This is a genomic window from Cryobacterium sp. N22 (assembly GCF_002929555.1).
In the GTDB taxonomy this organism is placed as follows: domain Bacteria; phylum Actinomycetota; class Actinomycetes; order Actinomycetales; family Microbacteriaceae; genus Cryobacterium.
Window position 1 is genome coordinate 387,090 of the sequence record NZ_PJJP01000039.1, and the last position, 12,909, is coordinate 399,998.

The window sequence follows — 12,909 nt, forward strand, 5'->3', positions numbered from 1 at the left end:
CACTAAAATTGCACGAGCTGCCCCGTCTGTATCTGACACGGGGTCAGGCACATTTAACGAGGAGACAACGTGGCGACCGACGAGGCTGACTTCACCCAGGTATTCCGGGGGTACGACAAGGACGAGGTCGACAAGGCCATCCAGGGGCTTCGGCGCGACCTGATCCAGGCCAACGCGCAGAGCACGGAGTCGGCCAAGGAAGTCAAACGGCTGGGTGCCAGGATCGACGATCTCAATGCCGAGATCGAAGAGGTCGGCAGTCCTACCTTCTCCGGCTTGGGCACCAAGCTTGAGAACACCCTGCGCGTCGCCGAAGAGCAGTCGACCCGGGTCATCGCCCAGGCCGACATCGACGCCGAAAAGCTGCGCGCCTCCGCAGGCGCCGAGATCGACGCGCTGAAGCGCCAAGCCTCCGAACACGCCGAACGGTCGGTCTCCGACGCCACCGTCAAGGCCGGCCGACTGCTCACCGACGCCCAGACCGAGGCGGATGACCTGCTCACCCGGGCGGGGCAGACCCACGAACAGCTCACGCAGGATGCCCTCCAGGAGGCCGCGGCGATCCGCGGCGCTGTCGCCACCGAGGCGGCGGAGCTTCGTGCCACTGTCAAGCGTGAGGTCGCCGCCATTCGCTCTGAGGCGGAACGCGAGGCCGCTGAGGTGCGGGTCGTCGCCCAGCGCGAGGCCACCGAAGCGAGAGAAATCGCCGCCGGCCTCACCCGGGAAACAGAGTTGACGCGCGCGGAAGTGGCCCATGAACTGGACCAACAGCGTGCCGACCTCGCCCGCGAAACCGAACAGGCTCGCATCGACCTCGCCGCCGAGACCGAGCAGGATCGCATCGACCTGGCCCGGGAGACCGAGCAGGCCCGGATCGATCTGGCCCACGAGACCGAACAGGCCCGATCGGACCTGTCTGTCGAGATCGAGCAGGGTCGCACCGACCTCGCCCGGCAGATCGAACAGGCCCGCGCGGCCCTCACCATCGAGGGTGAGCAGGCGCACACCGACCTCGACCGCGAGCTGGACCGCGACCGTGCGGCCGTGAACCGCGACCTCGACAAGGCACATGCCGACCTCGCCGCGGAGATCGAGCAGGCCAGGGCCGACCTCGCCCGTGAACTTGAGCAGACCAAGGCCGACTTCGACGCCGACAGCGAGCAGGCCCGAATCGATCTGGACAACCATCTCACCGCCACCCGCAAGCGCGGCGAGCACGAGGCGGCCAAGCTGCGACGCGAAATCGACCAGATCCGCGCCGACCTCGAGGTGGAACTCAAGGCCCGCAAGGACGAAGCGGAGCAGGACCACCTGGCCCGGCACCAGGCGGCCGTCGCACAGACGCAGCGGTACCTGGACGACTCCTCGGCACAGCTCGCCGACACCAATGCCCGCACCGTGGAACTCCGCGCCCTCAACGAACAACTGGACGCCGGTGCCCGCGCCGACGCGAAAACGGCGAAGTCGAAGGCCGACGATGAAGCCGAACGCATCGTGCGCAATGCCGAGGATCGCGCGGCCGCCCTCGTCGCCGACGCGGAGACACGCACGCGTGAACTCGTCACCGACGCTGAAGACCGTCTGGCGCAGATTAGGATTGAGCGCGACTCGGTCGCCGGCTACTTCGAGAGCCTGCGCAGCGTCCTGACCCAAGCGGAGAAAGTGAACGCTGACCAGGACTAGTCACGACAACGCCGTAGCCGGTCCGCGTCTCGCGGCCGGCGAGGCCCGGCCGAGCAAGTGGAGACAACAGTGAAGATCCAAAACGCCTTCCGGCTGGGCCTGGTGGGAACGCTGGGTGTCGGGCTCGGGATACTGATCCTGAGCTCGATCGTCTCGCTGTCCACGATCATCACCTACATCGGGGCGGCCCTGTTCCTCGCCCTCGGACTCGACCCGGCCGTCTCGTGGCTGGAGAAGAAGAAGTTCCCGCGGTGGGCGGCCATCCTCACGGTGCTCGTTGCCGTGTTGGGCGCCCTGACCGGCGTGATCTTCGCGATCGTGCCGATCATCGCCGACCAGATCGCCAACCTGTCTGAGCGCATTCCCGCACTGGTCAAGTCGGTGAATTCGGCAACCTTCCTCGTCGACCTGCAGAAGCAGTTCCCGGCGGTTGACGTTCAGGAGATCGTCAAGGCGGTCACGGAATACCTCGGCGGAAATCTGACGGAGATCACGTCCACCATCGTCCAGTCCGGCGTCGCGATCGTCAGCGGATTGTTCGGCGGCCTGATCATCCTGATCCTCACCCTGTACTTCACGGCGTCACTGAACACCATGAAGCGAGCCACCTACCAGCTGGTACCCGCCTCCAAGCGGGAACGCTTCGCCGACCTGAGCGAGCAGATCACCACGGCCGTCGGCCGGTTCATCGTGGGCCAGGGCGCCCTCGCCGCCTGCAACGGCGTCTTCAGCTTCATCTTCCTGTCGATCATCGGCGCCCCGTTCCCCGCACTGCTGGCCGTGATCGCGTTCCTGTTCTCGCTCATCCCGCTGGTCGGCACGATCACGGGCTCGGTCATCATCGTCGGCACGGCCATGATTCCGGGCATCGGCAGCTCCTGGCTCACCGTGCTCGCCGCCGGCATCTACTACCTGATCTACATGCAGATCGAGGCCTACGTGCTCAGCCCGAACATCATGAACCGCGCCGTCGCCGTTCCCGGTGCCGTCGTGGTGGTGGCAGCCCTGGCCGGCGGGTCGCTGCTGGGCATCCTCGGCGCCCTCATCGCGATCCCGGTCGCGGCGTCGGTCATCATGATCATCAAGCAGGTCGTGATCCCCCGCCAGAACGAGCTGTAACGCCACCGGAGTCGCCCGTCAGGCTGGCGGGCAACTCCCGGGGCCTCGAGCCCCAGTAGGTCGCTTACGCGCCGGTTCAGAGCTCGCCGGGCCATTCCTCGGGTAGCGGGCCGGCCGCCGGGTTCACCACGGCGACGATCTCGTTGAGTACCCGGCGGGTCTGGCTCTCCCCCACCCACAGGTGCTTCGCGCCGTCCACATTGATCAGCCGGGCGTTCGGTACGCTCGCGAACCGGGTGCGGGCCTCGTCGGGCCGCAGGTAGTCGTCATGCTCCGGCACCAGAACCACGAGTTCGCGTTCGTCGCCCGCCCAGGCCGCCAACTCGGCATCCGTCGCCCGGTGCAGCGGCGGCGACAGCAGGATGGCGCCGCGGATCGGGTAGTCCAGGCCGTACTTGATCGCGAGCTCCGTGCCGAACGACCAGCCGACCAGCCAGGGGGCCGGCAGGCCGCGTTCCAATACGAAAGCCATGGCGGCGGCTACATCGGCACGTTCGGCGTCGCCGTGTCCGAAGCTGCCCCCGCTGGTGCCCCGCGGTGAACTGGTACCGCGGGTGTTGAAGCGCAGCACGGCGAGGTCGGCCAGCGCCGGCAGGCGCCCGGCGGCCTTCCGCAGAATATGCGAGTCCATGAAGCCGCCGTGCGTCGGCAGCGGATGCAGGGTGACCAGGGTGGCGACGGCGGGCCGGTCCACCGGCGTGGCCAGCTCGCCCACCAGAGTGAGGCCGTCCTCGGTGTGCAGTTCGATCTGCTCACGGGTTGCGGGCAGGTCGATGCCGCCGCGGATCTCGACTGGTCCGGCCATGGTGGTGCTCCTCGTCGGGGGTGTGAACGCGTGCGGGAAACGCTCGGGTTACTTGATCTTCCAGCAGTGCAGGTGCCAATGGCGTCGGGCGGCGAGGTCAGCCGCATCGCCGGTCACGCCGTCGCCCCGCCAGGTGACCATATGGGCCACCCCGGGGTTGATGTCGAGCAGGCAGCCGGGGCAGAGATAGGTCTTGCCCGCCTGGGCAGCGCTGATCGGCTGCACGTGCCAGGTCCCGTCGCGCTTCATCTCGGTCCGGCGCCAGCCGGCGAGCATGCGCGACAGGTCATCGGTCTCGTCTTCGCCGGTGCCGGCTCTGCGGCCCTTGGGGCGGTTGCTGCGCGGCATGGTTCAAGTCTAACCCTGGCTCGACCGGCCCCCTGGGGGCCATCGGTCGGGTGACCTAGTACCAGCCGACGTCGACGGAATGGCCCCAGGCGCCGCACGGGGTGCCGTAGCGGCCGCTGATGTAGCCCAGGCCCCATTCGATCTGGGTGCCGGCGTTGGTTTCCCAGTCGGAACCGGCCGAGGCCATCTTCGAACCGGGCAGTGACTGCGGGATCCCGTAGGCCCCGCTGCTGGAGTTGGCCGCGTTGACCCGCCAGCCGGACTCCTTGTTCCACAGCGACACCAGGCAGCTGTACTGGTCTTCGCCCCAGCCGCGGGATGCCACGGCGCCGTAGGCGTACGCCTGGGCGGAGCCCGGGTCGGGGACGGCGGCCGGTGCGGCGCTGACGGGTCCGGACGGCGACGACGACGCGGCCGCCACGGGCACGGGCGCGGGTTCCGGCTCGGGTTCGTTGATGGTGTAGCTGTCGATGACGACGGCGTTGGCCACGGTGCTGGCCACGAGCAGGGACTGGGCGGCCTCACCCTTGTACCGGTCGGAGGCGGCGCCGGGCACCTGGAAGTACGGTGACGCCGTCGCCCCGGAGTACGGGTCGACCACGGTGACGAGCATGAAGGCGGCCGCGGCGGTGAAAGCGAACAGCGACAGCGCCACGTGGCTACGTGACCGCGGGCGGTGCATGCTCCGCGGGATCGGCCGGGAGGGCGTCTGCACGGCCAGGGACCCGAAGGGTGCACGAAGCGATTTGGTGACCGGTGTGCTCACCGGCATCGCGCCCGAAACAGGCGCGGAAATATTGAGATGTCTACCCACGATGTTTCGACCCTAACCCACTTCGCGGGTAACGGCCAGGTAACGACACGCGTGTGTCACCGAACGGCGAGCATCACGTCCACGACGCTGTCGAGAACCAGGTCGACCTGGGCCTCCCTGTAGCCGGTCCGCTGCGGGCGGAAGGTTGCCGTGCGCACATCGTCGACGGTGACCGGGTGGCCGTCCTGGAAGTAGGTGACGAGCTTCGCGGCGAGGCGGTCGACATCGGCTTTGTTGTAGCCGGTGCTGAAGACACTGGTGCGGGCGAACCGGTGTCCCGCCGGTCGTCCGAGGCGGTTGATGAGCACCTGCGCGGTCTGCCGGGCCTCGTCGAGCCAGGCCTGCGACCCGGATTCGCCGGTGGCGCGTTCCCGCTCCCGCAGCGCGAAGGCGTCCTCAAGACGCTCCAGGGCTGCGTCGACGTGGGCGGGTGAGTAGCCGCCCTTCTGCATGGCGAAGGCCGTGTGACGGATGTCGGCTGCGGTCAGCCGGTCGGTCCCCCCAGCATCGTCGTACGCCTGACGTGTCGACTCGAGGAACTCCTCGACCTGCTTGAGGTTGTAGCCGGGCGTCTTCTTGCTGGTTCGCGGAAACGTAGTGCTCACCGCCTCATTCTGCCCCACCGGACGCCGAGTGTCGAAAGCGGCCGGGTCAGGCGAAGATCAGATAGAGCGCGTACGCCGCAGCCGCCGACGGCAGGATCGAGTCCAGGCGGTCCAGGAACCCGCCGTGCCCGGGCAGCCAGGAACTCATGTCCTTGATGCCGAGGTCCCGCTTGATCAGCGATTCCGCCAGGTCGCCGAAGGTGGCGGTGATCAGGATGACGACGCCGAAGATCGGACCGAACCACCACGGTTCGCCGAGCATGAAGATGGCCAGCAGGATGCCGACGACCACACACACGATTGCTGCGCCGGCGAACCCCTCCCAGGTCTTCTTGGGACTGATCGACGGCACCATCCGGTGCTTGCCGAAGGAGAGACCGGCGGCGTACGCGGCGGTGTCCGCGGAGATCACCAGCAGCAGGAACGCGAGCGTCCACCACTGGCCGCCGTCCTGGGTGACCAGCAGCACGGCGAAACTGGACAGGAACACGACGTAGACCTGGATCAGGAATCCGCCGCCGATGTCGGCGAGCACCAGCCTGCCCGGCGCGCGGTGCCGGGGGAAGGCGAGCATGGCCAGCCGCCACAGGGTGATCAGCAGGATGCCGCCCAGCGTGGCGAGCCATTGCCCGCCGGCGCCCCAGTAGAACGCGGCGGGCACGACGGCTACCGCCGACACCAGCACCGGGATCCGGGGCACCTTCCGGCCGCCCCGGCGCAGAGCTTCGGCCAGTTCGAAGGCCGTGAAGCCCACGACCACGAAGGCCACGATCATGAACAGCTCTTTGATGAAGATGAGGCTCACGAGCATCGCGCCGCCCAGGACCAGACCGATCAGGGTCGCCAGAATCAGGTTGCGCCCCGTGCGCGCCTCGATGCGTTCGTTCGTCGCATCCAGCTGCGCCCTGGTGGCCTGCACCTGGCGTTCGATGTCAGCCTTGGTGGACTGCACCTGTGCCCGAAACTCGGCGCGGCCGGTGCCGCGACCCCGTTGGGGTGGCTGGGTGGGCCCTGGCTGGTCCGTCATTCGCTTAGCCTCCGCTAGATAGCGAGGAGTTCGGCTTCCTTGCGCTTGAGAGCGTCGTCGATCGCGTCGATGTGAGTCTTCGTGATCTGCTCAAGCTCCTTCTCGCCGCGGGCAACGTCATCATCGCCGACCTCGCTCTTGAGCGCGTCGAGTTCGTCCTTGGCCTTGCGGCGCAGGTTTCGCACCGAGACCTTTGCGTCCTCGCCCTTGGTCTTGACGATCTTGACGTACTCCTTGCGGCGGTCGTTCGTCAGTTCGGGCAGTGATGCCCGGATGACGATGCCGTCGTTACCGAGGTTGGCGCCGAGGTTCGGGGTGTCCCGGATGGCGTTCTCGATGTCGCGCAGGGCGCTCTTGTCGTACGGGGTGATCAGGAGCGTGCGTGCTTCCTGGTTCTGCAGCGACGCCAGCTGGCCGAGCGGCGTGGGCGTGCCGTAGTAGTCGACCAGGATCTTCTGGAACATCTGGGGGTTCGCTCGACCCGTTCGCACGGTGGCGAAGTCTTCTTTGGCGGCCTCGAGCGCGCGGTTCATGCGCTGAGTGGTATCGGACAGGACATCCGCAATCACGGTGACTCCTTCTTCGGTGGCTTCAATAATCCTAGTTGGAGACGAGGGTTCCCAGTTCGGCGCCGAGAATGGCGGCCGTCACGTTGCCGTGCGGAGCCATCCCGAACACGCGCATGGGCATGCTGTTGTCCATGCACAGGCTGAACGCCGTCGAGTCGACGACCTTGAGTCCGCGCTGGAGCGCATCCTGGTAGGTGATGCTGTGGATCTTGTGTGCGTCGGGGTTCGTGCGCGGGTCGTCGGAGTAGACACCGTCGACGCCGTTCTTGGCGACCAGGACGACCTCGGCACCGATTTCGAGGGCGCGCTGGGCGGCCACGGTATCGGTGGAGAAATAGGGCAGTCCGGCGCCGGCGCCGAAGATGACGACGCGGCCCTTTTCGAGGTGACGCTCGGCGCGGCGCGGGATGTACGGCTCGGCGACCTGGGTCATGGCGATGGCGGACTGCACGCGGGTCTCCGCGCCGGCCTGTTCCAGAAAGTCCTGCAAGGCCAGGGCGTTCATCACGGTGCCCAGCATGCCCATGTAGTCGGCGCGTCCGCGGTCCATGCCGCGCTGGGAGAGCTCTGCGCCGCGGAAGAAGTTACCTCCGCCGACGACGATGGCGATCTCGACGCTCTTGGCGGCCTCGGCGATTTCCCGGGCCAGGCTGCTGATGACGTCGGGGTTGACGCCGAGGCTTCCTGCCCCGAATGCTTCGCCCGACAGTTTGAGGAGGACTCTGCGCTTGGTACCTGTATCTGACATGCCCGTGAGCGTCCTTCCGTTGTGGATCGTGATTCTAAAACTACCGGTTGAGCACCGGTGGGCTATACCCCTGCCGCGGCCCGCCTGGAGCCGGGCAGAGAAGAAGGAGACCGGATTGCCGAGGCGATCCGATCTCCTTCTGTCTCATGCTGCGATGCTGGTTACGCGCCGACCTTGAACCGGGCGAAGCCGGTGACGGTCAGGCCCGCGTCAGCGAGCACCTTGCTGACGGACAACTTGTTGTCCTTGGCGTAGTCCTGTTCGAGCAGGGCAACCTGCTTGAAGTACGCCTGAATGCGACCCTCGACGATCTTGGGCAGCGCGGCGGCCGGCTTGCCTTCGTTCTCGGAGATCTCGGTGACGATGCGACGCTCGGCCTCGACGGCTTCTGCGGGAACGTCTTCGCGAGCCAGGTACTCCGGGTTCGCGAACGAGATGTGCTGAGCGATGCTGCGAGCGGTCGCGGCATCCTCACCGGTGTAGCCCAGAACAACGCCGACCTGCGGGGGCAGGTCCTTGCTGGTCTTGTGCAGGTAGATCTCGAAGTTGTCACCGGTGACGGCTGCGACACGGCGAAGTTCGAACTTCTCGCCGATGATCGCGGCTTCGCCGTTGATGAGCTCACCCACGGTCTGGCCGTCGGCGGGGGCGGCAAGCGCCTCCTCGACGGTGGTGGCGCCGGCTGCGGAAACCGCGTCCAGAACCTTCTCGGAGAGAGCGCCGAACTTCTCGCCCTTGGCGACGAAGTCGGTCTCGCACGCGAGCTCCAGCAGGTAAGCGGTGTTGCCGATCACCTTGGCGGCGACGAGGCCCTCAGAGGTGGAACGGTCAGCGCGCTTGGCGTTGCCCTTTGCACCCTTGAGACGCAGGATCTCGACCGCGCGCTCGATGTCGCCATCAGCTTCGACGAGTGCGTTCTTGGTGTCGACCATGCCGGTGCCGAGGCGCTCGCGCAGGATCTTGACGGATTCGAGGTTGAAGTTTGCCATACCTGTTGTCCTTACTTGGTGTCAGCTACGGGAGCGTCGGCTGCAACCTCTTCGGTTGCGGCTTCGGCCGCTGCGGGCTCTGCTGCTGCGGGCGTCTCTTCTGCAACCTGCTCGGTGGCGACGGTTTCGTCGGCGACCTTCTCGGTGTCAGCGGAGGACTGCTCGGGCGTGGTCTCGGCCGGAGCTGCGAGCAGCTCGGCTTCCCATGCGGCGAGGGGCTCGACTTCGGCGCCCTCTTCCGGCTTCTGGTGACGCTGGATGAGGCCCTCGGCTGCGGCGTCCGCGATGATGCGGGTGAGCAGGCCAACGGAGCGGATGGCGTCGTCGTTACCCGGGATCGGGTACTGAACGTCGTCGGGGTCGCAGTTGGTGTCGAGGATCGCGATGACGGGGATGCCGAGCTTGCGCGCCTCGTCGATGGCGAGGTGCTCCTTGTTGGTGTCGACAACCCAGAGCGCGGACGGCGTCTTGGTCAGGTTGCGGATTCCGCCGAGGCTCTTGTGCAGCTTGACGAGCTCGCGCTTCTTGATGAGCATTTCCTTCTTCGTGAAACCGCTCTTGGCGGTGTCCTCGAAGTCGAGCTCTTCGAGCTCTTTCATGCGGGCCAGACGCTTGGAGACGGTCTGGAAGTTGGTGAGGAGGCCACCGAGCCAGCGCTGGTTGACGTACGGCTGGCCGACGCGCTGCGCCTGCTCCGAAATCGATTCCTGCGCCTGCTTCTTGGTTCCGACGAAGAGGATGGTGCCGCCGTGGGCAACCGTCTCCTTGACGAAGTCATAGGCCTTGTCAACGAACCCGAGCGACTGCTGCAGGTCGATGATGTAGATGCCGGAACGCTCGGTGAAGATGAAGCGCTTCATCTTCGGGTTCCAACGGCGGGTCTGGTGCCCGAAGTGCACGCCGCTGTCGAGCAGCTGGCGAATGGTTACGACGGCCATGAGCCGTACTCCTTATCCGACGTTTCTGCACAGCAGAAAACGCCCATCGGTTTGTGTCGTGATCGGATGATCACTACTCCTGGTGCCCGGCGCACAACCGCCCGACTTCGTGAAAAGTCAGGACCGAGTGGATGTGTTGGCCGAATGGGCACGCGTAGTCAGCGCACAAAGCGCTGCTCAGAGAACTCTAGCACCCGGCCGACCCCGCCCGCTGACCACTGCGCTGCCCCGCAGCCGCTCCTCCACAGCCGGCTCTGCTCCGCGTTTGGCACAGCCGGTCCGGTGGCGCGCCTCCCGACCTCGACACCGATCGATGGTGGAGCCATGACACGGACAGGACGCCCCGACGGACACCTCGCCCCCACCCGTTTTCGCCTGCACTGGTTCCGGCCCCGCCGGGGCCCGGCGCCGGCCCGATTCCGTTTCGCGGCGGTGCCGGTGTGTGCCGTCGTGGCCGCGATGCTCACCGGCGCCACGGGCTCGCCCGGCTCGCCGGTTCCGGCGTCCATTCCTGCGCCGCCGGCCTCAGCACGACTGTCCGTTGCGGCGTTGCCCGTTGCGGCGGTGCCGGTTGCGGCGGCGGCTGTTGCAGGGGCACCCGTTGCGGCGGCGCCGGTTGTACCGGCGCCGGTTGCGGCGGCGCCCGGTGCGCCCGTTGCTGCGGCCGCCGGTTGGGCCTGGCCCGTCGGGCCACCGCGCGAGGTGGTGGGCCCCTTCGAGGCGCCGGCCAGCCGGTATGCGGCTGGGCACCGCGGCATCGACCTCGTTGCCGGCGAGGGCCACCCGGTTCGCTCCCCCGCCGACGGCGTGGTCACCTTCGTGGGCAGGGTCGTGGACCGGCCCGTTCTCTCGATCCAACACGGCGAGGACCTGATCTCCAGCTTCGAGCCGGTCACCGCCACCGTGAGCGAGGGCGATCGGGTGCTGGCAGGTCAGGTCGTTGGCATCGTGGCGACGGGTTCGCACTGCACGGCGCGGTGTGTGCACTTCGGGGTGCGCCGCCACGGCCAATACATCTCGCCGATGCTCTTCCTCGGCGGACTGGCGCGCGCGGTGCTACTGCCCCTCCCGCCGACCGGTCCGGTGCCACACCCCGCCCGCTGACGCCGCACGCCCCTTCGCGAACTGTGACTTAAGCACCTAAAACCGCGAGTTTTAGGTGCTTTTCTCACGGTTCGCGGACGTCAGGCGCGGGGGTGCGCGAGCCGGTAGCTCTGTTGCAGGCGCTCTGCCGAGACGTGGGTGTAGATCTGGGTGGTGCCGAGGCTGGCATGGCCGAGCATCTCCTGCACGGCACGCAGGTCGGCGCCGCCGTCGAGCAGGTGCGTGGCCGCGGTGTGACGCAGGGCGTGCGGGCCGGCGGGACCGGTGCCGGGCATCGACTCGAGCAGGGCCGCGACCAGTCGGTACACGGCACGCACCCCGAGGCGCTGCCGGTGGCTGCCGAGGAAGAGGGCGTGCGGGTCGGTGGCCCGTGGACCGGCCGGCCCGCCCGCCGGCGCCCCGGACTGAGCGGATTTCGACCCAGGCGACCCAGTTGCGGCAGCGGTGGCCAGCGCCGGACGCGCCGCACGCAGGTACCGCACGATGGCGGCCTGCGCCGGCACGCCGAACGGTACGACGCGTTCCTTGTCACCCTTACCGGTGACGCGCACGGTCAAGCGGGACAGGTCGACGTCCCCGACATCGAGTCCGACGAGTTCGGAGACGCGCAGTGCGGACGCGTAGAGCAGTTCGATGATGGCAAGGTCGCGCACGGCTCCCGGATCATCGGTGGCCGCAGCGGCCTCGAGCCGGTCCAGCAGCTCCTGCATCTGGTTGCGATTGATCACCCGGGGCAGGGTACGGCCCGGTTTCGGCGACCGCAGCCGCACGGCGGGGTCGCTGGGCAGCACCCCGTCCCGGGTGAGCCAGGCGGTGAACCCGCGTGCCGAGGCGGAGCGCCTGGCGATGGTGGCTCGCGCCAGCCCGGCCTGCGTTCCCGTCCACAGCCAGTCGCGCAGGAGTTCCAGGGTCAGGCCGTCGACGGTGTCCACCCCTTGGTCTTCGGCGAAGGTGGCCAACCCGGACAGGTCGGCGCAATACCCGCGCACCGTGTTCACGGAGAAACCGCGTTCGGTGGCGAGATAGCGGGCGAAGCCGTCGATCGCCGGGTCGAGATGCATGTCTCCAGCATGTCGCGAGCCGGGCAGGATGCCGGCACCGACGCGGGAAACGGTGTCATTCGCCCGCGCTCCCGCTGGGCACACTCGTTCTGCAAGTCCCCCGGTCTTGGCTACCCTGCGGGTTGTGCAGCGTGCCGGGAGAACGCCTCCAGGCGGTCGGTCGGGCTGAGTGCCTCCATCCGGTCGAGGTAGGCCGGGTCGAAGCGGGTGACCACGTCGAAGGCGCCCAGGGGAACATTCGAGTGCACCACTTGGTCGGCGTAGACGTGCACAAGATTGATCGACTGGCCGCCGCCGACGCCGGTGAGCTGGCGTGGCGGGGCCGCCGCGTCGATCGTGTAGCAGGTGGCCGCGGCGACGGACACCGGGATCCCGGCGAACAGGCCCGTGGTGGCGTAGTGCAGGTGACCGCCGAGGATCGCGCGCACATCGCTGCCCCCGAGCACCTCGGCGAGCGCCGGCTGGTCGCGCAGTTCCAGAATGGTCATCAGGGGCAGGGCAGTGGGCACTGGTGGGTGATGCAGGGCAAGCAGGGAACCGTGCTCGGCCGGTTCGCTCAGCACGTCGCGCAGCCAGGCGAGTTGGCCGGCGGTGACCTCGCCGTGGTGGTAGCCGGGCACGCTGGTGTCCAGGGAGATCACCCGTAGCCCGTTGATGTCGACGACTCTGTCGACGGGGGCATCGTGGGCTTCAAGGCGCAGCAGTTCGGTGCGGAACGCCGAGCGTTCGTCGTGGTTGCCCATCACCCAGACCAGCGCGGCGCCCATCCGCTCGGCGGATGCCTCGACGATGTCGCGCACCCGGCGGTACGCGTCCGGCTCACCGCGGTCGGCGATGTCGCCGGTGAAGACGAGGGCGTCGATGGCCAGCCCGGAGGCCTCCAGCTGCGCCATCGCCCGATGCACGGTGCTGTCGGTGTCGACGGCGTCGTACAACAGCCGCCCGGAGCCGTCAGGGCCCGTGCCGAGGAAATGGGTGTCGCTGAGGTGAGCGATGAGGTGGGAGGCCCGCGGGTATTGGCCCATCTGCGCCGGAGGACCCGGCAGGGCCGCTTTCTGCCTGTCGGTCGGTGTTGTTCCCGTCATGGCTGACCCCTCAC

The 12,909-nt window shown here is 67.8% G+C and carries 14 protein-coding genes; 3 read left to right on the forward strand and 11 right to left on the reverse strand.

Annotated elements, in window-relative coordinates:
- The first annotated feature begins 69 nt into the window (after positions 1–69).
- Positions 70–1,683, forward strand: a complete 1,614-nt coding sequence (locus tag CXY76_RS17230; protein WP_104166675.1) for a hypothetical protein — start codon at positions 70–72, stop codon at positions 1,681–1,683.
- 69 nt (positions 1,684–1,752) lie between these two features.
- Positions 1,753–2,802 (forward strand): AI-2E family transporter, encoded by a 1,050-nt coding sequence (locus CXY76_RS17235; RefSeq protein ID WP_104166677.1) that lies wholly within the window; start codon positions 1,753–1,755, stop codon positions 2,800–2,802.
- A 76-nt stretch (positions 2,803–2,878) separates the two neighbouring features.
- Here the strand turns inward: CXY76_RS17235 and CXY76_RS17240 are convergent, their stop codons facing one another.
- From CXY76_RS17240 to rpsB, 9 genes are all read right to left on the reverse strand, one after another.
- The gene (locus CXY76_RS17240) at positions 2,879–3,607 is read right to left on the reverse strand and encodes an alpha/beta hydrolase (RefSeq protein ID WP_104166679.1); all 729 of its coding nucleotides are present in this window, start codon (positions 3,605–3,607) and stop codon (positions 2,879–2,881) included.
- A gap of 48 nt (positions 3,608–3,655) precedes the next feature.
- On the reverse strand, positions 3,656–3,955 hold the full coding sequence (locus tag CXY76_RS17245) for a hypothetical protein (RefSeq protein WP_104166681.1): 300 nt from the start codon (positions 3,953–3,955) through the stop codon (positions 3,656–3,658).
- Between the two features lie 55 nt (positions 3,956–4,010).
- Positions 4,011–4,721 (reverse strand): lytic transglycosylase domain-containing protein, encoded by a 711-nt coding sequence (locus CXY76_RS17250; protein ID WP_233199976.1) that lies wholly within the window; start codon positions 4,719–4,721, stop codon positions 4,011–4,013.
- A 104-nt stretch (positions 4,722–4,825) separates the two neighbouring features.
- Positions 4,826–5,374 (reverse strand): DivIVA domain-containing protein, encoded by a 549-nt coding sequence (locus CXY76_RS17255; RefSeq protein WP_104166683.1) that lies wholly within the window; start codon positions 5,372–5,374, stop codon positions 4,826–4,828.
- Positions 5,375–5,420: 46 nt separating this feature from the next.
- On the reverse strand, positions 5,421–6,401 hold the full coding sequence (locus CXY76_RS17260) for a phosphatidate cytidylyltransferase (protein ID WP_104166685.1): 981 nt from the start codon (positions 6,399–6,401) through the stop codon (positions 5,421–5,423).
- A gap of 14 nt (positions 6,402–6,415) precedes the next feature.
- Positions 6,416–6,970 (reverse strand): ribosome recycling factor, encoded by a 555-nt coding sequence (gene frr / locus CXY76_RS17265; RefSeq protein ID WP_104166687.1) that lies wholly within the window; start codon positions 6,968–6,970, stop codon positions 6,416–6,418.
- A 31-nt stretch (positions 6,971–7,001) separates the two neighbouring features.
- Positions 7,002–7,718: a UMP kinase gene (gene pyrH, locus CXY76_RS17270; protein WP_088456458.1), complete on the reverse strand. Its 717-nt coding sequence runs from the start codon at positions 7,716–7,718 to the stop codon at positions 7,002–7,004.
- Positions 7,719–7,879: 161 nt separating this feature from the next.
- Positions 7,880–8,707 (reverse strand): translation elongation factor Ts, encoded by an 828-nt coding sequence (tsf, locus tag CXY76_RS17275; protein WP_104166689.1) that lies wholly within the window; start codon positions 8,705–8,707, stop codon positions 7,880–7,882.
- Positions 8,708–8,718: 11 nt separating this feature from the next.
- Entirely contained in the window at positions 8,719–9,645 is a 927-nt protein-coding gene (gene rpsB / locus CXY76_RS17280; protein ID WP_104166691.1) for a 30S ribosomal protein S2, read from the reverse strand.
- Between the two features lie 324 nt (positions 9,646–9,969).
- On the opposite strand from rpsB, the gene CXY76_RS17285 reads away from it, so the two are divergent.
- Positions 9,970–10,749, forward strand: a complete 780-nt coding sequence (locus CXY76_RS17285) for a M23 family metallopeptidase (protein ID WP_233199978.1) — start codon at positions 9,970–9,972, stop codon at positions 10,747–10,749.
- A gap of 80 nt (positions 10,750–10,829) precedes the next feature.
- Here CXY76_RS17285 and CXY76_RS17290 read toward each other — a convergent pair whose 3' ends face one another.
- Together CXY76_RS17290 and CXY76_RS17295 are read right to left on the reverse strand one after the other, a co-directional pair.
- Positions 10,830–11,810, reverse strand: coding sequence for a tyrosine recombinase XerC (locus CXY76_RS17290; RefSeq protein WP_104166693.1), 981 nt, complete (start codon positions 11,808–11,810; stop codon positions 10,830–10,832).
- 110 nt (positions 11,811–11,920) lie between these two features.
- Positions 11,921–12,895: a phosphodiesterase gene (locus tag CXY76_RS17295; RefSeq protein ID WP_199190348.1), complete on the reverse strand. Its 975-nt coding sequence runs from the start codon at positions 12,893–12,895 to the stop codon at positions 11,921–11,923.
- Positions 12,896–12,909: the final 14 nt, after the last annotated feature.